This is a genomic window from Streptomyces spiroverticillatus, from assembly GCA_014650415.1.
Lineage (GTDB): Bacteria > Actinomycetota > Actinomycetes > Streptomycetales > Streptomycetaceae > Streptomyces > Streptomyces spiroverticillatus.
In genome coordinates this window covers 96053-119606 of the sequence record BMUX01000017.1, presented here as the reverse complement: position 1 = coordinate 119606, position 23554 = coordinate 96053, and the positions used below count along the sequence as shown (strand labels likewise).

The 23554-nt window shown below is 71.8% G+C and carries 22 protein-coding genes; 7 read left to right on the top strand and 15 right to left on the bottom strand.

The window, feature by feature from the left end; genetic code table 11:
• Positions 1 to 91: 91 nt before the first annotated feature.
• A complete protein-coding gene (locus IE269_RS33895; protein ID WP_189827098.1) occupies positions 92 to 1057 on the bottom strand; it encodes an aromatase/cyclase in 966 nt (321 codons plus the stop codon).
• Positions 1058 to 1246: 189 nt separating this feature from the next.
• Here IE269_RS33895 and IE269_RS33890 point away from each other — a divergent pair, with 189 nt between their 5' ends.
• Complete coding sequence (locus IE269_RS33890; RefSeq protein ID WP_189827097.1) at positions 1247 to 1702, top strand: nuclear transport factor 2 family protein; 456 nt, start codon at positions 1247 to 1249, stop codon at positions 1700 to 1702.
• 70 nt (positions 1703 to 1772) lie between these two features.
• On the opposite strand, the gene IE269_RS33885 is transcribed toward IE269_RS33890, so the two are convergent.
• The 10 genes from IE269_RS33885 to IE269_RS33840 all read right to left on the bottom strand — a co-directional run bounded on the left by IE269_RS33885 (position 1773) and on the right by IE269_RS33840 (position 11880).
• The gene (locus IE269_RS33885; protein WP_229898432.1) at positions 1773 to 2276 is read right to left on the bottom strand and encodes an ester cyclase; all 504 of its coding nucleotides are present in this window, start codon (positions 2274 to 2276) and stop codon (positions 1773 to 1775) included.
• Between the two features lie 37 nt (positions 2277 to 2313).
• Positions 2314 to 3414 (bottom strand): zinc-binding dehydrogenase, encoded by a 1101-nt coding sequence (locus IE269_RS33880; RefSeq protein WP_189827096.1) that lies wholly within the window; start codon positions 3412 to 3414, stop codon positions 2314 to 2316.
• Positions 3411 to 4271 (bottom strand): NAD(P)H-binding protein, encoded by an 861-nt coding sequence (locus tag IE269_RS33875; protein ID WP_189827095.1) that lies wholly within the window; start codon positions 4269 to 4271, stop codon positions 3411 to 3413. The genes IE269_RS33880 and IE269_RS33875 overlap by 4 nt, the downstream gene beginning before the upstream one ends.
• Before the next feature lie 88 nt (positions 4272 to 4359).
• Complete coding sequence (locus IE269_RS33870; protein ID WP_189827094.1) at positions 4360 to 5229, bottom strand: 4'-phosphopantetheinyl transferase family protein; 870 nt, start codon at positions 5227 to 5229, stop codon at positions 4360 to 4362.
• Positions 5230 to 5315: 86 nt separating this feature from the next.
• Positions 5316 to 7040, bottom strand: coding sequence for an acyl-CoA dehydrogenase family protein (locus tag IE269_RS33865; RefSeq protein WP_189827093.1), 1725 nt, complete (start codon positions 7038 to 7040; stop codon positions 5316 to 5318).
• Entirely contained in the window at positions 7037 to 7969 is a 933-nt protein-coding gene (locus IE269_RS33860; protein WP_229898433.1) for an aromatase/cyclase, read from the bottom strand. Before IE269_RS33860 ends, IE269_RS33865 begins: the two co-directional genes overlap by 4 nt.
• 137 nt (positions 7970 to 8106) lie before the next feature.
• Positions 8107 to 8823, bottom strand: coding sequence for a thioesterase II family protein (locus IE269_RS33855; RefSeq protein ID WP_229898434.1), 717 nt, complete (start codon positions 8821 to 8823; stop codon positions 8107 to 8109).
• 75 nt (positions 8824 to 8898) lie between these two features.
• Positions 8899 to 9720: an AfsR/SARP family transcriptional regulator gene (locus IE269_RS33850; protein WP_189827091.1), complete on the bottom strand. Its 822-nt coding sequence runs from the start codon at positions 9718 to 9720 to the stop codon at positions 8899 to 8901.
• A 386-nt stretch (positions 9721 to 10106) separates the two neighbouring features.
• Complete coding sequence (locus IE269_RS33845; RefSeq protein ID WP_189827090.1) at positions 10107 to 10952, bottom strand: AfsR/SARP family transcriptional regulator; 846 nt, start codon at positions 10950 to 10952, stop codon at positions 10107 to 10109.
• A 307-nt stretch (positions 10953 to 11259) separates the two neighbouring features.
• Positions 11260 to 11880 (bottom strand): ScbR family autoregulator-binding transcription factor, encoded by a 621-nt coding sequence (locus IE269_RS33840; RefSeq protein ID WP_189827089.1) that lies wholly within the window; start codon positions 11878 to 11880, stop codon positions 11260 to 11262.
• 489 nt (positions 11881 to 12369) lie between these two features.
• Between IE269_RS33840 and IE269_RS33835 the strand changes: the two genes are divergently transcribed.
• Together IE269_RS33835 and IE269_RS33830 are read left to right on the top strand one after the other, a co-directional pair.
• Positions 12370 to 13371, top strand: a complete 1002-nt coding sequence (locus IE269_RS33835) for a ScbA/BarX family gamma-butyrolactone biosynthesis protein (RefSeq protein WP_189827088.1) — start codon at positions 12370 to 12372, stop codon at positions 13369 to 13371.
• Positions 13372 to 13466: 95 nt separating this feature from the next.
• Positions 13467 to 14147: a ScbR family autoregulator-binding transcription factor gene (locus IE269_RS33830; RefSeq protein WP_189827087.1), complete on the top strand. Its 681-nt coding sequence runs from the start codon at positions 13467 to 13469 to the stop codon at positions 14145 to 14147.
• Between the two features lie 45 nt (positions 14148 to 14192).
• Here IE269_RS33830 and IE269_RS33825 read toward each other — a convergent pair whose 3' ends face one another.
• Both IE269_RS33825 and IE269_RS33820 read right to left on the bottom strand, forming a co-directional pair.
• Positions 14193 to 15701: an FAD-dependent monooxygenase gene (locus IE269_RS33825; RefSeq protein WP_229898436.1), complete on the bottom strand. Its 1509-nt coding sequence runs from the start codon at positions 15699 to 15701 to the stop codon at positions 14193 to 14195.
• A gap of 98 nt (positions 15702 to 15799) precedes the next feature.
• Positions 15800 to 16438 (bottom strand): PadR family transcriptional regulator, encoded by a 639-nt coding sequence (locus IE269_RS33820; RefSeq protein WP_189827085.1) that lies wholly within the window; start codon positions 16436 to 16438, stop codon positions 15800 to 15802.
• A 172-nt stretch (positions 16439 to 16610) separates the two neighbouring features.
• On the opposite strand from IE269_RS33820, the gene IE269_RS33815 reads away from it, so the two are divergent.
• From IE269_RS33815 to IE269_RS33800, 4 genes are all read left to right on the top strand, one after another.
• Positions 16611 to 17549 carry an ATP-binding cassette domain-containing protein gene (locus tag IE269_RS33815; protein WP_189827084.1) on the top strand — a complete coding sequence of 313 codons (939 nt, stop codon included), beginning with the start codon at positions 16611 to 16613 and terminating at the stop codon, positions 17547 to 17549.
• A complete protein-coding gene (locus IE269_RS33810; RefSeq protein ID WP_189827083.1) occupies positions 17546 to 18388 on the top strand; it encodes an ABC transporter permease in 843 nt (280 codons plus the stop codon). The genes IE269_RS33815 and IE269_RS33810 overlap by 4 nt, the downstream gene beginning before the upstream one ends.
• A gap of 113 nt (positions 18389 to 18501) precedes the next feature.
• Positions 18502 to 20907, top strand: coding sequence for an ATP-binding cassette domain-containing protein (locus IE269_RS33805; RefSeq protein ID WP_189827082.1), 2406 nt, complete (start codon positions 18502 to 18504; stop codon positions 20905 to 20907).
• Between the two features lie 223 nt (positions 20908 to 21130).
• The gene (locus IE269_RS33800; protein ID WP_189827081.1) at positions 21131 to 21964 is read left to right on the top strand and encodes a N5-glutamine methyltransferase family protein; all 834 of its coding nucleotides are present in this window, start codon (positions 21131 to 21133) and stop codon (positions 21962 to 21964) included.
• A 111-nt stretch (positions 21965 to 22075) separates the two neighbouring features.
• Here IE269_RS33800 and IE269_RS33795 read toward each other — a convergent pair whose 3' ends face one another.
• The gene (locus IE269_RS33795; RefSeq protein ID WP_189827080.1) at positions 22076 to 22930 is read right to left on the bottom strand and encodes an NAD(P)H-binding protein; all 855 of its coding nucleotides are present in this window, start codon (positions 22928 to 22930) and stop codon (positions 22076 to 22078) included.
• A gap of 151 nt (positions 22931 to 23081) precedes the next feature.
• Complete coding sequence (locus IE269_RS33790; RefSeq protein ID WP_229898437.1) at positions 23082 to 23522, bottom strand: helix-turn-helix domain-containing protein; 441 nt, start codon at positions 23520 to 23522, stop codon at positions 23082 to 23084.
• Positions 23523 to 23554 lie beyond the last annotated feature (32 nt).

The following is a 23554-nucleotide window of genomic DNA, read 5'->3' as shown; positions in this document are numbered from 1 at the left end:
CGGTCCTGTGGGTCAGAGCAGCCCGTACCGCCGGGTCACGGCCCGACGCGTACCGCTTGTCAACGCGTCGCGGTGGCGTGCGTACCGCTGCTCAGCGCGTCGCGGTGGCGTTCTGCGCGAACTCCTTGGCGAGCGCGAGGGTTGCGCCGGAGTTGCGGCCCAGTGCCTCGCGGACGTAGCGGCGGGCGGCGGCGACGTCCGCCTCGGGCCCCAGGATCCGCTCGATGTTCTCCGGCCGCAGGACGACGCTGTGCTGCGAGGTGACCTTCACGCCGGTCCCCTCGGGGCGCAGGGACCATTCGCCGGTGTGGGCGGCCATCAGCGCGGGCGTCGCGGTCTGCTTGTAGACGATGCGCTTGTCCTCGGGGAAGCAGACGCGCACCGATTCGGTGGTGTGCACCGAGCCGTCGGCCGTGCGGGTGTCCATCGACATGACCTGCACCCCCGGCGTCTCCTCGACCAGGTCCAGGCGGTCCACGTGGGGGACGCGCTCGGGCCAGTCGCCCACCCGGTACAGGAAGTCGTAGACGCGCTCGGCGGGACCTTCGACGTGCACCGAGTCCTCGAAGGACAGCACGAGGTCGTCCAGTTCGCGCCAGCGCTCGGCGAGCGCCTTGAGGCGGCCCAGTTCCGAGGTGCTGTTGGTGTCGGTGGCGCGCTGCACCCACTCGACGTCCTCGGCGCGGTCGTCGGCCACGGTGAAGTCGTGCAGCAGGGTCAGCCGGGTTGCCAGTTCGCCGGTCTCCTCGACGATCCAGGTGCCGCCCATGCCGGTCAGCGGGGCGGCCGGGATCTCCTGGCGGAACTCGATGCGGCGCCGGCCCGGGTCCAGTTCGCGGCGCGAGGACCACGTCTTCACCGTGCCGTTGGCGGTGGCCCACATCCGCAGCCGCTCCGTGCCGCCCTCGCCGCTCGCGCCCTCCAGGCGTTCGACGTGAATGTTCGGGGGGAAGTACAGCGGCCACTTCCCCGTGTCGGCGATGATCCCGTAGACGACTCCCGCGGGCGCGGCGATCTCCACTTCGTGCGATGTGCGGTGCACCTTCTCAGCGGACACCTGTTCCACCCCTTCTCTGCTCTGCTTGGCGGTTTCGACGGTCTCCGGACCCGCTGGAGGCCGGGCGGAAGGCGGCTGGAGGGCGGGCCTGCCGCCCGGTCCGCGCGGTCGCCGGTCGAGGGATCCTCCAAGGGGGTGCGACCCGCGGCGCACAGCATGGGGGCAGTCAAGGACCGAGAGGGAGAACCCATGACCACCGCGCCCGACCTCGCACCCGAAGCCACCGCCTGGAGTGCCGCGCTCCACGCCGAGGTGCAGCAGTTCTACGCCCACCAGATGCAGCTCCTGGACCTCGCCGAGGCACAGAGCTGGGCCGACACCTTCACCGAGGACGCGACCTTCGCCGTACCCACGCTGCCCGAGCCCGTGCGGGGCCGGGCCGGTCTGGCGGCGGCCACCACCCGCAGTCACGCCGAGCTCGCCGCGGCCGGCCAGCGCCACCGGCACTTTCTGGGGATGCTGGACGTGCGGCCGCGCCCCGACGGTGCGGTGGACGTCCGCTCGTACGCCATCGTGTACGTCTCGGACATCGGCGGCGCTTCCCGGGTGCACCGGGTGTGCGTCTGCGAGGACGTCCTGGTGCGGGACGCGGACGGCGGGCTCAAGGTGTCGGCCCGTACGGTCACCCGCGACGACCTGGCCTGAGACGCCCGAGGGGCCGCGTGGAAGGGCCCGTGCCAGAAACCCCTGGGTTCCGGCACGGGCCCTTCCGTGTTCACAGGACGTCGGCGGCGACGAGTCCCAACTCCTTGAGCATCGGCAGGTAGTTGAAGACGTCGTGGTGCTCGATGATCTGGCCGGCGTCGTTGAACTGGAGTTCCTCCAGCATGAACCAGGACACCTTCTTGCCCGTGGGGGCCTTGCCGAGGAATTCGCCGAGGTGGGTGGCGGTCACCGTGATGCGCAGGATGACGCGGTCGCCCTCCGCGACGATGGACCGTACGTCCAGGTGCAGGTCGGGGAAGGCGGCGAGGCCTCCTCGCATGGCGGCGGCCATCTGCTCGGTGTCGACCGGGCGGTCCTCGGAGAAGTGCCGGATGTCCGGGGACCAGTGCGTGAAGATGCCGTCCAGTTCCCAGCGGTTCCAGGCGGCGGCGCAGGCGAGCGCGATCTCCTTGTTGCGTTCCTGCACGCCGGAGTTGTTGTGTTCCCGTACGCCGGAATCGTTGTGTTCCTGCGCGCCGGAACCGGCGGGACGCTCGTTCACCGTTGCGGTCATGGTGGGCTGTTCCCCTCGTCTGCTGCGGGTCGGTGGTTCAGGGCGCGGTCGTCGGCTTGGGAGTCTCGGGAGTCAGGACGTGTTTGCCGATGCTGGTGCCGTCCAGCAGGGCGCGCACCGCGCGGGCGGTGTGCTCCAGCGGGTGGCGGCCCGCGATGCGCGGGGTCAGGACGCCCGCCGCGGCGAGCCGGCACAGCTCGGTGTAGTCGGCGCTGAAGGCGGCACCGGGCTTGACGTAGTACATGCTCATCCGGCGGCCGCCGGTCAGCCCCAGGTGCCGGGCGAAGAAGCGGGCCACGGTGCGGCGCAGCGCCGGGACGTGCGGCCTGAACCACTGGCCGGGACGGTATCCGGCCACCGAGGAGTCGAAGGAGACCAGGGTGCCGCCGCGGGCGAGCATCGACCAGCCGGCGTCGAGTCCCCGGCCGCCGATGTGGTCGAAGACGGCGTCGACACCGCCGGGGACCAGCGCGCGCACCTGGGCGGCGAGGTCGGGGGTGCGGTAGTCGAGCGGCTCCGCGCCCAGTTGGCGTACGGCGTCGTGCTTGGCGGCGGAGGCGGTGGCGACGACCCGCAGCCCGTGGTGGACGGCGAGCTGGGTGAGCAGGGCGCCCACGCCTCCGCTCGCCCCGTGCACCAGAACGGTCTGGCCGGGGCGCAGGCGGGTGAGCCGGTGCAGCATCTGGTAGGCGGTGACCCCGTTGGCGACCAGGGCCACGGCCACGTCGGCGTCCAGTTCCTCCGGGACCTCGGTCAGGTCCTTGGCCGGCAGGGCGACGAAGCGCTGCCAGGAGCCCTTCCGGGGCATCGCGGCGACCCGGTCGCCGGTCTTCCAGCCGGTGACGCCGGGGCCGACCTCGACGATCCGCCCGACGAGGTCGTAGCCGGGCACGAAGGGGAAGCGCGGCGGGAACGGGTGGAGGTGCTGGAGCATCTGGACCTCGGCGAAGGACACCCCGGCTGCTTCCACGGCGACCACGACACCGCCCTTCTCCGCTGCGGGCCGGGGGCCCTCCACGGTGCGGATGTGCTCCTCGGGCGTTCCGCTGCCGGTCATCCGCACGAGGGTGTTGGCGGTGGCGGTGCCCGACGTGCCGGGTGCGCCGGCCGCGGGGCGCTCCGCGGGTGCCGCGCTCATGCCGCACCGCCCGTCGGCTGCGGGGCGAAGTCGTCGGCGTGGTCGGCGGCCCAGCGGGCGAAGGTCAGCGCCGGGCGGCCGGTGACCCGCTCGACGGTGTCCCTCGGTACGGGCGGGTTGTCGACCGCGTCGGCGAGGTAGCCCAGCACCATCTCGACCACCGGCTGGGGCATGGCCTGCCCCATGGCCTTGCGCGCCTGCGCCGGGGTGATCTCCTCGAAGGCGAGGGGGCGGCCGAGGACCTGGGCGATCTGGCGGACCTGGTCGGCCTGGGTGACGGCCTCGGGTCCGGTGAGCACGTAGGCCTGCCCGGTGTGACCGTCCGTCAGGAGGGCGGTGGCCGCGACGGCGGCGACGTCGTCCTCGTGGATCAGCACGCGTGCCGCGTTGCCGTAGGGGGCCCGTACGACGCCCTCGGTACGGATGGAGTGGCCCCACTTCCACAGCAGGTTGGTGGCGAACTCGTCGGGGCGCACGAAGGTCCACTCGAGGCCGGACTGCTCGACGGCGCGCTCGACGGCACGGTGGTACTCGCCGCTGTGGTTGTCGCCCGAGGTGTCCAGGACCGAGGAGGAGGAGAGGACGACGATCCGGCGCACCCCCGACTCCTTGGCCAGGGCGACGACCTCGCGGGCAGCCTCGGGCACCGGGAAGAGGTAGAGGCGGTCCACGCCGTCGAGGGCCGCGCGCAGCGTCTCCGGCTTCTCCAGGTCTCCCTCGAAGACCTCGACCTGTTCGGGCAGACCGGCGGTCGCCGGGGTGCGGCTGACCGCGCGCACCGACGCACCCGCCGCGACGAGCCGAGCGACCACGAGCCGGCCCACGGCTCCCGTCGCTCCAGTCACCAAGATTGTCACGTGCCTGCTCCAGCCTGTTGGGCCCGGGCGTCCCGGGGGCTTGCGCTCGGTAGTGCTGCCCAGCTTCCGGCGTGCCGGTGGAGGGGTCTTAGAGGGCTCTTCGAGGCGGCCCGCCCGGTTCCCGGTCCCGGGCGGTGCGGACCGCGCCGGTGAACTCCGGGTCGAGCATGGTGCGGGCGGTGAGGTCGCGGGCGGGGTCCAGTCCGGTGTCCTGGCAGGCGGTGCTCACCAGGTAGCGGCCGTCCAGCACCGGGTGGGTGGTGAAGGCCCAGGCGCCGCCGGGCGCCGGGGAGCCGTCGGCGGTGACGGGGGTGCCGTCGTCGCCGAAGCCGAACTCGGTGAAGCCCAGCCGCATCCCCTGCCCGAGGGCCTTGGTGTAGGCCTCCTTCAGGGTCCACAGCCGCAGCAGACCCCGGGCCTGCAGCTCGGGCGTCAGCCCGGCCAGCAGGGCCGCCTCGGCGGGGGTGCACATGCGTCGCCCCAGTACGCCGAAGGGGATCTCGCGGTCCACGGGTTCGGCGTCCACGCCGATCCGGCCGGTGCGGCTGACCGCGACCACCAGGAGGTCGCCGGTGTGGCTGAGGCTGACGTCGAGCTGGTCGAAGCCGCGGAGGAAGGGCCTGCCGCCGATCCGGTACGCGAGTTCGAGCGCGGCCGGGTCCGTGTCCAGGACCGCGGCGGCCGTGTGCTTGACGAGCATCCGGGAGGTGACGAAGCGGTAGCGGGCCACCGCGTTCTCGGTACGCCGGTAACGCTGCCAGTCGCGGCCCAGCAGGGGGCGCAGCGCGGGGTCGGTGAGCGCGGCGGTCAGCCACTCGCCCCAGGTCGCGGTGACGACGACATGGCCCTCCCGCTCCAGGCGTGCGCGCACCGCCGCCCAGGACCGGCCCGGTGCGGAGCCGGGCATGTGCAGGGGCGGCGCAGGCGTGGTGCTGTCGGCTGTGCTTGGGCGGGGCATCTCGCTCGGGTGGGGCACGTCGTTTGGGCGGGGCATCTCGCTCGGGTGGGGCACGTCGCTTCGGTGGGACACGTCCCGCTCCCTCCTCAGTACGTGGGTGCGCCGCCGTCCAGGGCGCAGTCGCGGTCGCTGCGGCCGCGGCGGGCGAGTTCGTCCAGGACCTGTGTCACGCAGTCCTCGGGTGGTGCGGGTGCGGTGATGCCCAGCCTTCTGGCCAGCCGGGACAGTGCCAGCACCGCCCACGCGGGCTCGGCGAGGAAGGCGTCGGTGCCGTCCTGGCCCTCCCAGACGCCGAGCACCGCGGCCGCCCCCTGGAGCAGCGCGAACCGGTCACTGAGCACCACGGCGGCCGGGTCGAAGGCGTCGGGCAGGGCCGTGCAGCGACGGCGCAGTTCGTGCAGCTCGCCGGTGAACGCCCGGGCGAGAGCGGCCAGTACGGTACGGGCGCCGTCGGCGCGCGGAACGTGGGCCAGGCGTTCGGCCGAGGAGAGCAGAGCGGCGGAGAGGAGGTCCCCGCCGTCGGCGGCCGGCGGCAGCCGGTGCTTCAGCTCCGGCAGGTCCGCGCCCGTACGGAACAGTGCGGGCGGCGGGGCTGCGCCCCGGAACCAGGAGTGCGCGGCGAGTCCGCGCAGTTGGGGGACGATGACGGCGTGGCAGGCAGCCGTGCCGGTGTGGCCGAGGCTCGCGTGCGGCAGGTCGCGGGCCAGCTTGTCGCGGACCGCGTGCGCGCTGCCCGGCGTGTGGCCGTGCGTGCCCAGGACGCCGATCAGGTCCTCCAGGTTCTCCCGCAGTACGTCCAGGACGACCTGGCTGAGGGCGGCGGTCGTCAGGGGGGTGCGGCCGGCCGGCAGGCTCAGCGCGCGCAGGGCGACGGTGGCCATGCTGTCGCAGGCGAGCAGGTCGGCGAAGAGCGGGGCGAGCGCGGTGTGCCGCCGTCGGACCGTCCGGGTGTCGCGGCCGGCGAACACGGTGTGCGCGGCGAGGCGCAGTACGGTCTCGGCGGCGGCGACGGCCGCGCCCGCCACGAGGCAGCGGTCGAGCTGGAAGGTGCGCAGGGCCAGCGCGGTCCCTTGGCCGGGGCGGCCGAGCAGGGTGTCCGCGGGCAGCGGGCAGTGCGTGAACTCCAGGGCGGACAGGGGGGTGCCGCGCAGGCCGGAGGCGGGCGCCCCGGGCAGCGTACGCACGGCGTCGGCGGGCAGCAGGCCGGGTTCCAGCAGGAATACGGAACGGCCGGGTGCGGTGCGGGCGTGGACGACCCAGGCGCCCGCCCGGTGGGCGTCCCTGACGAGGTCCTTGCGGCCGTGCAGGATCCAGCCGTCGCGGGCCCGGTGTGCGCTCGGTCCGCCCCGGGTCAGGGCGTTGGCGTGGGCGAGTTCGCCGGTCACAACGGCCAACCGTCCGCCGTTCAGGAGGAGTTGTGCGGTGCGTCGGCGTTGCCGGGCGTCGCCCACGGCCCAGACGGGTGCGGCGGCGGCCAGCGGGGCGGCGCCCAGCCCGAGTGCGAGGTCGCGGCGGAAGACCGGGCGCAGCGCGGCCAGGAGCAGGTCGGCGCGGGTGAACAGGCCGCCGGCCGCGACCGGTACGCACTCGGCTCCGACGCCCGCCTCGCCGAGCAGGGCCTCGGTCGGCTCCGGTGGCGCGCCCCGGGTGTCGGCGGCGGCGAGGGCGGCCGATGAGTGCGGGTTGGCCGGGTCGCGGGGGTCGCCGAGGAGGGCTTCGAGCCGGGCGGCGCGCTGTTGTGCGGCTGCCAGGAGTGGTGCGCCGCCTTCGGGCCGCCCCGGTCGGGGGGTGGTGACGGGTGGCCGGTTCACAGGGTGCGGACCGCTGTTTCCGCGTGCCGCTTGGCGAGGTTCAGTACGGCCCTGCTCTGCCCGCCGAGCAGGTCGCGCGCGTGGGCGCGGGCCGCGGTGGCGGTGACGAGCGGGTCCTCGCGCAGCAGCATCTGGTGGTGGGCGAAGGCGGTGACGTCCCGTTCGCCGGGCACCACCGACCACTCGGTGGTGTGTGCCTGGAACGGCTGCTGCGGCGCGGTCTCCTTGGCGATGATCCGCAGGGCGTGCGGGAAGCAGATCCGGACCGTCTCGGCGCTGCGCACCAGGGCGCCGCACCGGGTCTCGGTGCGGACGTGCTGCACTCCGGGCTGCTCCTCGGCCACCTGGGCGCTCAGCAGGTGCGGGACGCGGCCCGGCCAGTCGGCGATGGAGCACAGGAAGGAGTAGACGAGTTCGGCGGGGCCCTTGATGCGTACGGACTCCTCGAAGGACAGCAGCAGTTGCTCCAGCCGGTCCCAGCGTTCGGCGACGGCTTTGAGCCGTGCCAGTTCGGCCGCGCTGCGGGCGTCGGTGGCCCGCACCGCCGCATCGGCGTCCACGGGTCCGCCCCGGTCGAGGGTCATGTCGTGGTGCAGGGCGAGCCGGCAGCGTCCGGCCGCCCTGGCCTCGACCCGCCAACTGCCGGTGTGGGCCAGCAGCGGGTCCGCGGGCACCTCGTGGCGGAAGTCGATGCGCCGGGCCCCGGCGTCGAGGGTGCGGCGGACGAGGCAGGAGCGCACGGTGCCGTGGAGCTGGGTCCAGGCCTGGAACCGGTCGTGGACCCCGTCGAAGTCGAGCCGTTCGACGTGGATGCTCGAACGCAGGAACAGCGGCCGGCGGGGGCTGTCGGCGAGCAGTGCGTAGACGGCACCGGCCGGGGCGTCCACGTCCACCGAGTACGTTCTGTGCTGCACGCGTGCAACCGGCATCGGCCCCGTCTCCTTCCGACGTCCGCTGCGGCGTCTGCGTCGAGGTTCACCGGGAGGCCCGGAGAACCCCTCGAACCTTCCTCGACCGGCGCCGGTGCGGGCGGGAGTCCGCGCAGGGCTCCCACCGCAGGGTGCTCCTACCGCGTGGTGCGCCCCACGATCCGGCAGGCCCTGCCCAGCAGTCGCGGCAGTTCGTCGTCGCGGACGAAGAAGTGGCCGCCGGGCAGGGTGCGGTGGACGAAGCGCCCGCCGGTGAAGGCCCGCCAGCCGTGCATCGTCTCCGCGGGCACCAGCGCGTCGGTGCTGCCGCCGACGGCCAGCAGCGGCAGCGGTACGGGTCCGCCGGTGGCCGGGTCGAGGGCGGCGGCGCGCAGGTCGGCGGCCAGCCGCAGATCGTCCCGGAGCACCGGCAGGACCAGCCGGTGCCACACGTCGCCGGGCACGGTGTCCTCGGGCACCGCCTCGAACTTCTCCAGCACCCGCAGCAGTTCGTGGTCGGGGGCCTCGGCGGCGGAGATCAGTTCGCCCGGGTCGCCCGGCGGCGGGCAGGCGCCGACGGCCAGCAGGGCCGGCAGCGGCAGCCCGGCCGCGTGCAGGGCGCGGGTGAGGGTGTAGGCGACCAGTCCGCCCAGGCTGTGCCCGTACAGGATGTACGGGCCGGGCGGCCGGGGCGCGAACAGGTCGTGCAGGTCGGCGAGGAGGGCCTGACGGGTGGTCACCCGGGTTTCGCGGCGCCGTGCTTCGCGGCCGGGCAGTGTCCGCGCCTCGGGGTGGGCCGCGTCCGCCAGCAGGGTGTTCCAGCGGCGGAACGCCGAGGTTCCGGCTCCCGCGTGCGCGAAGCACACCAGCCGCACACCCCGCCCTCCTGCCGTGTCCGTCCCTGGCTCGTGCACTGCCGTCGCCCCTCTCCGCCTCGTGGACACCGGCCCTCAGGCCGCGTACAGGTCGAACGTGGAACCACGCCGGGCTCCGCCGAGCACGTCCAGTGTCGGGTCCACCGCGAGCATCGCCTGGTGGAGCCGCTGGAGCTGCGGCGAGGGCTCGACGCCGAGGTCCTCGATGAGCCGGGTGCGCAGCCTGCGGTAGACGTCCAGTGCGGTGGCCTGGCGGCCGGACCGGTAGAGCGCCACCATCGCCTGCGAGTGCAGGCCCTCGTGCTGGGGGTGACGGGCGATCAGTTCGGTGAGCTCGGCGAGGAGTTCGGTGTGGCGGCCGAGCCGCAGGTCGACGTCGATGCGCCGCTCGACGGTCACCAGCCGGCTCTCCTCGAGCCGCATGACGTCGATCTCCAGGATCGGTCCCACCCGTACGTCGACGAGGGCCGGGCCCTTCCAGAGCGCGAGCGCCTGCCGCAGCCGGGCCGCGGCCAGCGGGTCGTCGCCCGCCTCGATGGCGCTCTGCCCCTCGGCGACCAGCCGCTCGTACTCGTGGACGTCCACGCTGGGAGCGGGGATCTGCAGCAGGTAGCCGCCGTGCCGGGTGGCGAGGACCTCCTTGGCGGCGCCCGGGTTGCCCGGCCCCATGGCCGTGCCGAGCCTGCGGCGGAGCTGGAGTATGTAGGTCTGCAGCGTGGTCAGTGCGCTCTGCGGCAGCTCGGTGCCCCACACCTCCTCCATCAGGGTGGGTACGGGCATCACCCGCCCGGGGTAGAGGGCGAGCAGCGCCAGAATCTGACGCGGCTTGCCGGCCGTCGGAACAATCGAACCCCCGTTGACCTCAGCGCTCAACGGACCCAGAACCTGAATCTGCACGGTTTCCTCAGCTCGCTGTCGAGTTCACATGGATAAAGCCTGCGACGGAGGCACAGTAGCGGGACCCCAGGCGGCCCCACGGATTCCTTGAGCGCTCGTCGAGTCCGTCTCCAACAAAGCACGTTCGCCGATTTCCTGAACTGCTGGAATCCATGATTCCCGGGAGCGGGACGCGCCCCGGAGCTGCGGTCACGTCCCTTTTCGTACGGGCTCGAAGGTTTTCGGCATGCCACTGCACCAGCCTCGGTTGAATTCCGCTCAAGGTATGCTCCAGCGGAATTCAGGCCGTGACTGGTTTAACGCAGGGATGACGTGGAATTCCGCGCGAAGAAGAGCGGAAGGAAGGAGAGCGGAAGGAAGGGGAATACCGTCTCGGAACCTGCTTCTCAGCCGACGCGGTCGCCGTGGAATTCCGCCGCACTGAGAGGAGCGTCGGGGCCGGCCATGAGGATCGACCGCTGCAGCCTGCGCAGGACGGCCGAGGGCTCCAGCCCGAGTTCACGCACCAGGGTCTGGTGCAGCCGCTGGTAGACGTCGAGGGCCTCGCCCCGGCGGCCGGAACGGTGCAGGGCGAGCATGAACTGGCCGTGCAGGTTCTCGTGGGTGCGGTAGCGGCCGGCCAGCACGGTCAGTTCCGCCAGCAGTTCCCGGTGCCGCCCGATGCGCAGGTCGGCCTCGATGCGCTGGTCGAGGGCGCACAGCCGGGTCTCCTCCAACCGCCGTGCCTCGGTGTCCAGTTGCACACCGCTGTCCACGTCGGCGAAGGCCGGTCCCGACCACCGGGACAACGCCTCGCGCAGCAGCCGGGCCGCGCCGGGGAAGTCGCCCGCGTCCATCGCCTGGGACCCCCTGACGACCAGCCGGTCGAACTCCCGGACGTCACTGGTGCCGCCCCCGCTGTGCAGCAGATAGCCGCCGGGCAGCGTGAGCAGTACGTCCTTGGCGGTGCGTCGTCCCGCACGGCCCGGCGCACCCTCCTGCCCCTTCTCCTGCCCCTGTTCCAGGGCTGCCGAGATGAGGGACCTCAACTGCAGCACGTACGTCTGGAGCGTGGTGCGGGCGCTGCGCGGCGGTGTGCCCGCCCACAGCTCCTCGATCAGGGCCGAAACCGGAACGACCTGGTCGGCGTGGAGTGCGAGGAGCGCCAGCACTTGTCGCGCCTTGGGGGCGGTGGGGGTGATGGAGTAACCCTGCTCCCGGACCGCAAGAGTGCCCAGTAGTGCGATGTCCACGAGATTTCCCCTGTCCAAGGCCATGGATGAGCGACCTCAGTAAAAAACAGGGCCATCGGTTTGTCAACAGAAAACCGACCACACCGTCCTGTCTGCGCTTACGTTCCAGCAGGCTCTTACTTACTGCCCTCACCTGCACCTTTACTAAACCTACAAGATTCCGAAAAGGTGCTGGATCAAGCCATGATCCACTCACTGCAGGCCGATGGGCCCCATAAACAAACCCTGGGGTCTTCTTTATGTGGTCCGTGCACGCAAAAGGCCCGGCACCGCTGACGCGCGCGGCACCGGGCCCTTCCCCGACGTCCTAGCGGGGCCCGCTGCCGCCCGCCTCGAGCCGCGCCAGCAGGGGATCCGGCGCGACGGACGGCAGCAGCACCCGCCAGATGCGGCTCACCGTCCCCGCCGAGAGCCACTGCGCGTCCCGCGCACCGAGCACTTCGACCCCCACGGTGGCGGCCACCACGGTGGTCACCACGTCCTGGGCCGCCACCCCCGGGCGCAGCTCCCCCTTGGCCTCGGCCTGGACGAGCTCCTGCTCCACCCAGCACCGCCAGTGGTCCCGCAGATCGGTTCCGGCCGGGTGGGACAGCTCGCAGCCCAGGGAGAATCCCGTACGGAGCACCACGTCACGGCAGAGTGCGTCGGCGAGCCGGTGCGTGGTGTCGACCAGCAGCTGCACATGGCCGGCCTCGGCCGGGAATTCCGTGCGGATGACGGCCAGCAGCCTGCTCAGCGCCTCCGCCTCGACGACGTCGGCCAGGGCGGCCTTGCTCTCGAAGTGGAAGTGCAGTGCGCCCGCACTCACCCCGGCACGCGCGCAGATCGCGGTGAGCGACGCCCTGGAAAAGCCCTCCCGGCCGAAAACCTCCGCCGCGGACCGGATCAGGGTTTCTCGTGTACGCGCCGCACGCTCCTGTTTGACCATCGACCGCTCCATCACTGCAAGGGGGGTACCGGGTCCGCCGAAGCAAGGGTGAAGAGGCGGAGAACCACGGCACTTGTCGAAAAGGGCCGGGGTCGAGGCGTACGAGCACACCCCACCACCGCGGCCGCCGCCACGGTGCGGCCCCCCTTGCGGGCCAACATAACAAACCGCGCGTGCCGTTTCTACTGAACGGCCAGGACAACGCACACCCACGGCGCGGGCGACCGAACCGCCCCACAGCCCGCCGGAGAGACGCGGGAGGATGCGGCAGCCTCTCGAGAACCGCTCGAGGCACGCTGGAGGCAGCGGGCCGCCGAGCCCCGCAATCCCCGCGCGCACCGCCTCGGATACCGGCCCCCACCAGGGCGGACAAACGAACCGGAAGAGGGTCGTCCGGCGAAATCCACTGCCCTGGTAGACATCCCGGTCGGTCGATATCTTTCGACCGGACGCCACTCGGACACATCGCGCACCATTCCAGGGGGAGCAGTGCCGGCGAGCACGTTTCAGGACGAACTCACAGCGTTCGACACACGGACGGGAAGGTGCTGCGCGGACTCCGCACTGCGCCCGGACCGCCCTCGACCCGCGACGCTGACCAGCACCGTCCCTCGCGAACTGGTGCACCGGTCCGCCGTGGCCGAAGTGCTGCTCACCGGCTGGCGACGGGTGGACGACACCCGCTTCGTGATATCCGCCCAGTGGCCGCGGGGCCACAGCTTCTTCACCCCGGTCGCCGACGGCCGCCACGACCCGCTGATCGGCTGCGAGACCCTGCGCCAGATCGGCATCCTGCTGGGGCACGCGGAGTTCGGTGTGCCGTTCGGCCACCAGTTCCTCATCCAGGACCTCCACTTCGCCGTCCGGCCGCAGCACCTGGAGGTGGGGTACGAACCTGCCGCACTCAGCGTCTCCGTCACCTGTACGCAGGTCGTCCGGCGGGGCGAGAACCTCTCCCGCATGCGCTTCGATGCCGTCTTCCACCGCGACGGCCAGGTCGCCGCGACGGGCGGCGGGTCCTTCTCCTGCCTCGCACCGAAGGTCTACCGGCGGCTGCGCGGCGCACACGTACCGGCCAGCGATTGCCGGCCGTCCGCGCCGGGTTCCCCGACGGCTCCGGCACGGGTGGGGCGCCTCTCGCCCATGGACGTCGTCCTGTCCCCCACCGAGGCACAGAACCGCTGGCTGCTGCGGGCCGACACCCGCCATCCCGTCCTCTTCGAGCACGCCGTCGACCACGTGCCGGGCATGGTCCTGATCGAGGCGGCCCGGCAGGCCACCGCGGTGGTGCTGGATCGCCCCCACTACCTCCCGGTGAACCTCGCCTGCGAGTTCGCGCGCTACACCGAACTGGCGCAGCCCTGCACGATCGAGGCCCGGCCGCTGCCCACACCCTCCCCGGAAGGCGGCCGAAGCGTCCTGGTGACCGCGGTGCAGAGCGGTGTCCCGGTCTTCACCTGCACCGTCACGGCCGCACCGGACGAGGGCTGACGTCCTCGGGGGCGACCCCGCGGCACCCCACCGTAAGATACGGACTGAGCGGTTTTTTTGACCGCCCGAACCACCCCGAGGAATCAGGAGGCGCCGTGGCCGAGCAGGTCCGAGCCATTCGTACCCGCCGCACGATCCTGACGGCGGCGGCCAGAATCTTCGAGGTGCACGGGTACCAGGCGGCCACGATCGCCCAGATCCTCAAGGAGGCGGGGACGACCAAGGGCGCCCTGTACTTCCACTTCGTCTCGAAGGAGGACCTGGCCCAGGCCGTCCTGGCGGAGCAGGACCACAGCATCCAGGTTCCGCACCGCGTCTCCAAGGTGCAGGAGATCGTGGACATCGTGATGCTGCACGCCCATCGCCTGCAGACGGACCCGATCGTCCGCGCCGCGGTCCGGCTGACGATGGATCAGCAGTCGGAGGGCCTGGACCGCAGCGGCCCGTTCCTGCGCTGGGTCGAGGTCGGCGTCCCGCTGCTGGAGGAGGCCCAGGCCAGGGGCGAACTGCTGCCCCACGCCGTGCCCGCCGAGACGGCCGCCGTCATCGTGGGCTCCTTCGCCGGCATCCAGTCCATGTCCCAGGCCATCTGCGAGTACCGCGACCTGGTCACCAGGGTCTCCGCCATGCTGCGGCACGTACTGCCCAGCGCGGTGGCCCCCTCCATCCTCGCCTCGCTCGACCTCGCCGAGACCCGGGGGGCCAGGGTCTACGAGGAGGCCCTGCAGGCCTCCCTGGCGCAGCAGGCGCAGGAAGCGCTCGACACCGTCGGCTGAGAGCCGGTGGCCCGAACCCGGCCCCCGGCCCTTGCCGACACTCCGTCAGGGGCGGCCCGCCGCGGCGTCCTGGGCGAAGTACGCCGACAGCGGCGCCTCCAGGTCGCCGCCGTCCGACGTCCATGCCAGGTAGCCGTCGGGCCGTACCACCGCTGCCTCGTACGGCACTTCGGGTACGGGCTCGGCCCGGACCACCTTCAGCGTCCGGCCCCAGGCACGCGCCCGGTCGAGGTGGCGGGCTCCCCCGTCGCCGAGGAGCAGCAGCAGCGGCCTGCCCTCCTGGAGCAGTTCGATCACGTCGGTGTCCCCCGTCGCGGTGGTGAGCGCCAGGTTGGCCAGGAACGTGCCGGCTGCCGGGCCGCCGTCCCCGGCGGGGGCGGGCAGCACCGTGTCCTGGGCGCTGATCAGGTCGCTGAGCCGGCGTCCGCTCTCCTGGTCGGTGAGCAGCAGCGAGCGGAACACCCCGCGCAGGGCGTCGAGTTCGGATCCCGGGCGCATCAGCGCGAGCTGGGCCCGGGTGTTGTCGATGACCCGCTGGGCCGCCGGGCGGCGTTCCGCGTCGTAGGTGTCGAGCAGTCCGGGAGCCGCCGTGCCCCGCACCGCGAGCGCCAGCTTCCAGCCCAGGTTGAGCGCGTCCAGCACTCCGGTGCTCAGGCCCTGCCCGCCGATCGGGAAGTGCACGTGCGCCGCGTCGCCCGCCACGAAGACGCGTCCCGCACGGAAGGTGCGGGCGAGGCGGGTGACGTCGCTGAACCTGCCCAGCCAGCGCGGCCCGGTCATGGCGATGTCCCGCCCGGCGATCCGGGAGACCTCCCGGCGCAGTTCCTCCAGGGTGGGAGGTGCGTGCCGGCCGGGGTGCGCGCCCCGGCAGTCGAGGGTGCGCACATGGGTGAGGCCCCCGGCGTCGCGCTTGGCGACGATCCAGCCGTGTGCGGTGTGCTGCCAGCCGTCGGGCAGCGCCCCGGGGTCCGTGAGGGTCACGGCTCCCATCAGGGCGGACACCGTGGCCGGCTCGGTGTCGGAGGTGATGGCCGCGTGTTCGCGCACCGCGCTGCGGGCTCCGTCGGCCCCCACCGCGTACTGCGCCTCGACGCGCACGCTGCGGCCGTGCGGGCCCTCGGCCTCGATCCGTACGCAGCCGTCCTGCTCGGCGACCTCGGTGACCCGGTGCCCCCGCAGGATGCGGGCGCCCGCCGCCCGGGCCCGCTCCTCGAAGCCCCTTTCGAACTGTGCCTGGGGGTACTTGAGGAGGGGTTGCGGTTCCCGGTCGGGGGCCGTGATCACCAGTCCCGGCAGGCCCGCGAAATGGAAGGGCATGCCTTTCGTGCCGCTGCCGGGCGGGGCTGCGGGACCGGGCAGGTGGCCCCGCCTGGCCAGGCACTGCACCGCCCGCGCGTGCAGCGTGTTCGCCTTGGGCCGCTCACTGACGTCGTCCCGTGCTTCCAGGAGTACGGTGCCGACTCCCTGGCTCGCCAACTCGGCTGCCAGCAGCATGCCGACGGGTCCCCCGCCGACCACCGCCACCTGCGTCCGTAACCGACCGTTCTCCTGCACAGCGGTGCCCCCCTCGGCCCTCGGTGAATGGCGCAGAATATACCGGGCGTCCGGTTTCTTTACCATCCCGAGAGGTGCCGAAGAGTCCCCCTGCCCCGCTAGCGCACCCCCTCCGGGTACCGGTCCGGCGCGAAGGGGTTCGGCTCGTCGTCGGCGAGTACGCCCACGAAGGGGTCGCCCTCCCCTGCGAAGGCGTACGCGCCGCCCTCGATCCGTTCGATCAGCCCGCGGGTCCAGCGCACACCGGCGTCGGCGGAGTGCACCCACAGGTTCATGATCTCGCCGATGTGGCCAAGCTGTTCGGGCCCGGCCTCCGGCGTGTAGTACCCGGTGACGGCGGAGCGCCACTGCTCCAGCCCGGAGACGCGCTCCTTCAGCAGGGCGATGGCCTCGCCGCGGGGCAGGTCGACGATGAAGCCGAGGCCGGCGGAGAGGTCGTCGGACTTCTGCTCGTGCGAGCTCAGGGCGTCGCGCAGCAGTTTGAAGTACTCCGCGGTGCCCTGGTCGTTGAGCTCGTACTCCACGCGGGGCGGGCCGCCGGCAGTGCTGGGCGCGATCTCGTGGGCGATGAGGAGCCCCTGCTTCGTCATCTGCTTGAGCGCGTGGTAGATCGAGCCCGGCTTGGCGCTCGACCACTCGTGGGCCCCCCAGTACTCGAGATCGTTGCGCACCTGATAGCCGTGCGCCCGTCCGTGCTGGCGGACCGCGCCGAGAACCAGCAGCCGGATCGGTGACATGGGCATCCTCCTTCTCCTCGTACGCAGTTGTGCCCGGATGAGTTCTATCCAAGTTTGACTAGTCCCAAATCTACGGTACCTTCAGCGCGACTAATCAAGTTTGACCAAACGGCGGTGAGGCCCTATGGTGGCATCACTAGTCAAGTTTATCCACTGACTGAAGGAGGGTGCTTTGTCTGACCGCGATCTGGCGATCGTCGTCGAAGGTCTGCGCAAGAAGTACAAGGACAAGCAGGCTCTCGACGGCCTCGACCTCACGGTGCGGGCCGGGACCGTCCAAGGGATCCTCGGCCCCAATGGCGCCGGCAAGACCACGGCGGTACGCATCATGTCCACGCTGCTGCGCGCCGACGAGGGGCGCGTCGAGGTGGCGGGCATCGACGTGCGCACCCGAGCCGACGAAGTGCGCTCCCGGATCGGGCTGCTGGGCCAGAACGCCGCCGTCGACGAGGAGCTCAGCGGCCGCCAGAACCTGGAGATGTTCGGCCGTCTCTACCACCTCGGCGGCCGGCGCGCCGGTGCACGGGCGGACGAGCTGCTGGAGCAGTTCGGCCTCACCGACACCGGCACCAAGGCCATCAAGCAGTACAGCGGCGGCATGCGGCGGCGCCTGGACCTGGCGGCGTCCCTGATCTCCCGGCCGCAGGTGCTCTTCCTGGACGAGCCCACCACCGGGCTCGACCCACGCGGCCGCACCGAGGTGTGGAACGCGGTGCGCTCCCTGGTGGGCGGCGGTACGACCGTACTGCTGACCACGCAGTACCTGGAGGAGGCCGACCAGCTGGCCGACCAGATCGCGGTGATCAACCGCGGGCAGGTCATCGCCGAGGGCACGGCCGACGAACTGAAGACCAAGACCGGCGGCGACCGCATCGACGTCATCCTGCACGACGTGGCGCAGCTGGAGCGCGCCGCCGCCCTGCTGCCCGGCGCCGTGGACAAGGACGAGGACCGGCGGATGGTCAGTGCCTCGATCAGCAACCGGATGGTGGCCCTGACCGAGACCGTACGGGCGCTGCAGGAGGCCGGCATCGAGGCGGAGGACATCGCCGTGCGCCGGCCGACCCTCGACGAGGTCTTCATGCACCTGACGAAGGAGGAGGCCGCATGACCGCGACCCACCACGCACCCACGACGGCCCCGGTGAGCACGACGCACGGGAGCGGTTCGAAGCTGAGCTGGGCGTTCGCCGACTCCTGGACGATGACCCGGCGCGAGCTGGCGCACTGGGCGCGCCAGCCCGTGCAGGTGGTCGTCGGGCTGGTCTTCCCGGTGATGATGCTGCTGATGTTCGGCTTCCTGATCGGCGGCGGCAAGGGCGTCGAGGGGGACTTCACGTCCTACCTGGTGCCCGGCATGCTCACCATGACCATGGCCTTCGGTCTTGAGGCGACCATGCTCTCGGTCACCCAGGACCTCGGCAAGGGGGTCATCGACCGGTTCCGTTCGATGCCGATGAACTCCGGCTCGATCCTGGTCGGCCGGAGCATCGCCGACATGCTGCAGTCGGTCGTCGGCCTGGCCGTGATGATCGGCGTCGGCGCCGCGATCGGCTGGCGCTGGAACAACGGATTCGCCTCCTTCATGGCCGCGGTGGGCCTGCTGCTCCTGCTGCGGTTCGCGATGCTGTGGATCGGCCTCCACCTGGCGATGGTCGCCGGCAAGCCGGAGATGGTGCAGGCCGTGCAGATCCTGGTCTGGCCGATGGCCTTCCTCTCCAACGCCATCGCCACGCCCGCCTCGATGCCCGCCTGGCTCGGCGCGGTCGTCGAGTGGAACCCGATGTCGGCGACGGCCACCGCGGTGCGCGAACTGTTCGGCAACCAGAGCGCGGCCGGGGACTCCTGGGCCGCGACGAACGCGGAGCTCCTGGCCGTGGCCTGGCCGGTGCTCCTGGTCGCGATCTTCTTCCCGCTGGCGGTCAAGAGGTTCCGGGACCTCAGCCGCTGACCCATGACCGGCCCCCCGGCTCCGCCCCCCGTCGGGGCCGGGGGGTCGCTTCCGGCGGCGCCACCGTCGTACCGCCCTTCCGGCCGCACCACAGCCTTGGAGAAAACAGGAACATGCCCCACACCTCCGCCACGTCCTCCCCCGTGCCGCACGCTGCCGACAGCCACGACCTGATCCGCGTCCACGGTGCGCGCCAGCACAACCTCAAGGACGTCAGCATCGCGCTGCCCAAGCGCAGGCTGACGGTGTTCACCGGGGTCTCCGGCTCGGGCAAGAGCTCGCTGGCGTTCGCCACGATCGCCGCCGAGTCCCAGCGGCTGATCAACGAGACCTACCCCTCGTTCGTACAGAACCTGATGCCCAGTCAGGCGCGGCCGGAGGTCGACGTCCTGGAGGGGCTGACGGCGGCGATCATCGTCGACCAGCAGCGGATGGGCTCCGACCCGCGCTCCACGGTCGGCACCGCGACCGACGCCAACGCCATGCTGCGCATCCTCTTCAGCCGGCTCGGCGACCCGCACATCGGGCCGCCGAGCGCGTACTCGTTCAACACCGCGTCGATCAGCGGAAGCGCCTCGATCACCGTGGCGGGCGGCGGCAACAAGACGGAGACCGCCGACTTCAGCCGCACCGGCGGCATGTGCACGCAGTGCGAGGGCCGCGGCACCGTCTCCGACATCGACCTCACTCAGCTGTACGACGACTCCAAGGCGATCGCCGAGGGGGCGTTCACCATCCCCGGCTGGAAGTCCGACAGCTGGTGGACGGTGCGTACGTACGCCGAGTCCGGCTTCCTGGACCCGCACAAGCCGATCCGCGAGTTCACCGAGCAGGAGATGCAGGACTTCCTGTACCGGGAGGCGACCAAGGTGAAGGCGGGTGACTCCACCGTCACCTACGAGGGGCTGATCCCCAAGATCCAGAAGTCGTTCCTGTCCAAGGACCGGGCGTCGATGCAGCCCCACGTACGGGAGTTCGTGGACCGCGCCGTCACCTTCACCACCTGCCCCTCCTGCGAGGGGACCCGGCTCAGCGAGGGGGCCCGCTCCTCGAAGATCGGGCAGGTCTCGATCGCCGAGGCCTGCGCGATGGAGATCCGCGACCTGGCGAAGTGGGTACGCGACCTGGACGAGCCCTCGGTGGCGCCGCTGCTCGACGCCCTGCGGCAGACCCTCGACTCGTTCGTGGAGATCGGGCTGGGCTATCTCTCGCTGGACCGGCCCTCGGGCACTCTGTCGGGCGGCGAGGCGCAGCGCGTCAAGATGATCCGCCACCTCGGCTCCTCGCTCACCGATGTGACGTACATCTTCGACGAGCCCACCGTCGGCCTGCACCCGCACGACATCCAGCGGATGAACGACCTGCTGCTGCGGCTGCGCGACAAGGGCAACACCGTCCTGGTCGTCGAGCACAAGCCGGAGACGATCGCCATCGCCGACCACGTCGTCGACCTCGGTCCGGGCCCCGGTTCGGCGGGCGGCACGATCTGTTTCGAAGGCACCCTGGAGGGGCTGCGCGCCTCCGACACCGTCACCGGGCGCCACCTCGACGACCGGGCGGCCCTGAAGGACACCGTCCGCACGCCCACCGGGGCGCTGGAGATCCGCGGGGCCACCGCGCACAACCTCCAGGACGTGGACGTCGACATTCCGCTCGGCATCCTCACCGTCGTCACGGGTGTCGCCGGTGCCGGCAAGAGCTCCCTGGTCCACTCCTCCATCCCCGCCGGCAAGGGCGTCGTCTCGATCGACCAGAGTCCCATCCGTGGCTCCCGGCGGAGCAATCCGGCCACGTACACCGGTCTGCTGGAGCCGATCCGCAAGGCGTTCGCCAAGGCGAACGGCGTCAAGCCCGCCCTGTTCAGCGCGAATTCCGAGGGCGCCTGCCCCACCTGCAACGGTGTCGGTGTCATCCACACCGACCTGGGCATCATGGCCGGAGTCTCCACCCCCTGCGAGGACTGCGACGGCAAGCGGTTCCACGCCTCGGTCCTCGAACACCGCCTGGGCGGCCGCAACATCAGCGAGGTCCTCTCGATGTCGGTGACCGAGGCCGGGGAGTTCTTCGCCGCGGGTGAGGCCCGGCTTCCGGCGGCGCACAAGATCCTCGAACGCCTCGTGGAGGTGGGTCTCGGCTACCTCAGCCTCGGCCAGCCGCTCAACACGCTGTCCGGCGGCGAGCGGCAGCGGCTGAAACTGGCCACGCACATGGGCGACACGGGTGGCGTGTACGTCCTGGACGAGCCGACCACCGGTCTGCACCTCGCGGACGTCGCCCAGCTCCTGGGCCTGCTCGACCGGCTCGTGGAGTCCGGGAAGTCGGTCATCGTCATCGAGCACCACCAGGCGGTGATGGCCCACGCCGACTGGATCATCGATCTGGGTCCCGGCGCGGGCCACGACGGCGGCCGCATCGTCTTCGAGGGCACCCCCGCCGATCTCGTCGCCGCGCGCGGAACCCTCACGGGCGAGCACCTGGCCGACTACCTCGCGGGGGCCGCGCAGGACGACCGGGCGTAAGGCGGCTCGGGGCCGCGGTCCCCCGCCGGGACCGCGGCCCACCGTACCGGCGCACCACCGAAGGACAGGTCTGCTCGCGGGGGCCGGCACGCACCGGCCCCCGCCACCCAGAGGGGATTGCCGTGACCGTACAGACATCCGGAACGTCCGAGGGACGGGAGCGGACCGGCCGGAACACCGTCCGCGCAGCGCGCGCACACGCTCACGCACGCGCGGTGCGGTCATGACGACGGTGCCGCAGGTGTACGAGGCCTGTGAACGGGCCCGCACCCGCCTGACCGAGGCGGGCGTGTGGGACGTGGAGGGCGACCTGACCGCACTGCGGACACGCTTCCTGACCGAGGAGTCGCCCATGGCACTGGCCCGTTTCGAGACCGCCGTGGCGGAGCGCTGCCGTCGCATCCCGCTCGGGCACCTCATCGGCGCTGTGCCCTTCGACGGTCTTGAACTCGTCGTCGGGAGCGGGGTGTTCGTTCCCCGGTACGAGAGCACCAGCGTGGTGGAGTGGGCGGCGTCCGAGGCGACGCTGCCGCGCGGCGGGAGGGTGCTCGACCTGTGTTCCGGCGTCGGGGCGCTGGGTCTGGCCCTGTCCAGGCGTCGCCCCGACGCGTCGGTGACGTGCGTGGAGCGCGACGACACCTGCCTGCAGTACCTGGCCCGCAACGCGGCGCGCAACGAGTCGGTGCTGGGCCCGGTCTTCGTGCAGGCGGCCGATCTCACCGAGCCCGGCTGTCTGGACGCCCATCTGGGCACCACCGACGTGGTCATGGCGAACCCGCCCTACGTCTCCCCGCTGTGGCGGCTGCTGCCCGAATGGTCCGAGCACCAGCCGCGGAGCGCCGTCTACAGCGGGGCCGACGGCCTCCTGCTGATCCGGCGCATCGTCGAGCTGTCGACGGCGGTGCTGCGCCGGGGCGGATGGCTGGCGATCGAGCACGACAAGGCACAGCCGGCGCAGGTGAGCGCGCTGCTGCGGGGCGACTTCTTCGAGGAGATCACCACGCTCGGCGACACCGCGGGCGAACCTCGGATCACGGTCGCCCGGCGCACCGGGTGAGCCTTGCGGTCCGTACGGCAGCGGCGGCTGAGCGCCGTACGAGATGAGCACTGCGGTCCGTACAGCGGTGACGGCTGAGCGCCGCGGACCGCGGTACGGCAGCACCCGCCGTCAGCCGGCCCGGAAAGCATCCAGGTGGTCGGCGGCCCAGGTGCGGAAGTCCCCGGCCGGCCGGCCGAGGAGTGCGGGGGCGGTGCCGTCCACCTCGCTCTTGCTCCCTGCGCGCCCGCGTTCCGCGCTCTCCACCAGGGCCCCGGCGATCTCCGGGGAGTACCGTGCGGTCAGCGCGGTACGCGCCTGATCGGCGTCCAGTTCCTCGAACTGGAGCGAACGGCGCAGCAGTTGGGCCAGTTGCCGCGTCTGGTCGACCGCGCTGAGTGCTTCCGGTCCGGTCAACGGGTAGGCCCTGCCCTCGTGTTCGGCCCCGGTGAGCACCCGCACCGCCGCCTCGGCGACGTCGCGCGGATCGACGCAGGCGTTGAGCGAGGTCCCGTACAGGGCCCGGACGGTGTCGTCCGTACGGATCGAGCGCGCCCAGGACAGGGTGTTGGACATGAAGGCGCGCGGGCGCAGCAGGGTCCAGGCCAGGCCGCTGTCGACCAGCAGTTGCTCGTTGCGGCGCTGCCACCGGGTGATCAGGTCGTCGGCCCCTTCGTCGGCGACCGCGGCCGCCGACAGCTTCACCACGTGCCGTACCCCGGCCGCCCCCGCCTCCCTCAGGAAGACCGCGTCGCCCTCTGCGGAAGGCACGGACAGCAGCAGGACCCGGTGCACTCCGCGCAGGGCCTCCGCCAGCGAGCGGGCATCCGTGAAGTCCCCGTGGACGATCTCCGCCGACTCCGGGGCGCCCGTGACCCGTCCGGGCTCCCTGGCCATGACGCGCACCGGCGAAGCGGCGGTCGGCTCGGGGAGCCTGCGGAGCACTTCCCTCCCGACGGTTCCGGTCGCTCCGGTCACCAGCAGCACGAGGTTGCCCTTCCGCCCAAGGACCTTCCGTGGTGACCGAAGTGGTCCCGAGCGGTCCGCGTTGATCAAATCAGCGTGACCGGATCAAGGTCCAGGCGGTATCCGGACAACCGGATGCGCAGAAGGCAGCCATGCGTACGGTCTTCCCGAACTAGCCCTTGTGCGTCAGGGGGGTCGGGGGAAGCCCTTCCAAGTCCCTTACGAGATCGATCACTTCGTTGATCGACTTGATGCTCTTCTGCGAGAGGCCCGCGGTGCCCAGGGCGACGTGCTGGACCTGGGCGTCCCGGAGCACGCCCAGCATGCCGAGGTCGGCGTCCACGGTCTCGGTCACGGCGTCGTCGAAGAAGTACGCCGGGGACACGCCGAAGAAACGGGCCAGGCCCTCAAGGTGACGCAGCGTTGGGTTCGCTCGCTGACCCTTGCGCAGCAGCCAGATGTAGCTGCCGGAGATCTTGATGCCTCTCGCGGAGATCGCGCGGGCGACTTCCTCTGTGCTGTACGGAGCGCTTCCTGCTGGGACAACGACACTGAACAGATGGTTCAGTTTGTCGGCCAGCGATGAGCCCACCTCATCGCTTGCAGTGGTCACGGGGTCTCCCCTCTCGGACACATCACTTTATT

Bases quoted from the DNA above. Each gene is read 5' to 3' on its own strand.
- IE269_RS33890 (WP_189827097.1), top strand. From the start codon at position 1,247: ATGACCACCGCGCCCGACCTCGCACCCGAAGCCACCGCCTGGAGTGCC.
- IE269_RS33885 (WP_229898432.1), bottom strand. From the start codon at position 2,276: ATGACCGCAACGGTGAACGAGCGTCCCGCCGGTTCCGGCGCGCAGGAA.
- IE269_RS33880 (WP_189827096.1), bottom strand. From the start codon at position 3,414: ATGAGCGCGGCACCCGCGGAGCGCCCCGCGGCCGGCGCACCCGGCACG.
- IE269_RS33870 (WP_189827094.1), bottom strand. From the start codon at position 5,229: ATGCCCCGCCCAAGCACAGCCGACAGCACCACGCCTGCGCCGCCCCTG.
- IE269_RS33860 (WP_229898433.1), bottom strand. From the start codon at position 7,969: ATGCCGGTTGCACGCGTGCAGCACAGAACGTACTCGGTGGACGTGGAC.
- IE269_RS33840 (WP_189827089.1), bottom strand. From the start codon at position 11,880: ATGGTCAAACAGGAGCGTGCGGCGCGTACACGAGAAACCCTGATCCGG.
- IE269_RS33820 (WP_189827085.1), bottom strand. From the start codon at position 16,438: ATGTCACCGATCCGGCTGCTGGTTCTCGGCGCGGTCCGCCAGCACGGA.
- IE269_RS33810 (WP_189827083.1), top strand. From the start codon at position 17,546: ATGACCGCGACCCACCACGCACCCACGACGGCCCCGGTGAGCACGACG.
- IE269_RS33805 (WP_189827082.1), top strand. From the start codon at position 18,502: ATGCCCCACACCTCCGCCACGTCCTCCCCCGTGCCGCACGCTGCCGAC.
- IE269_RS33800 (WP_189827081.1), top strand. From the start codon at position 21,131: ATGACGACGGTGCCGCAGGTGTACGAGGCCTGTGAACGGGCCCGCACC.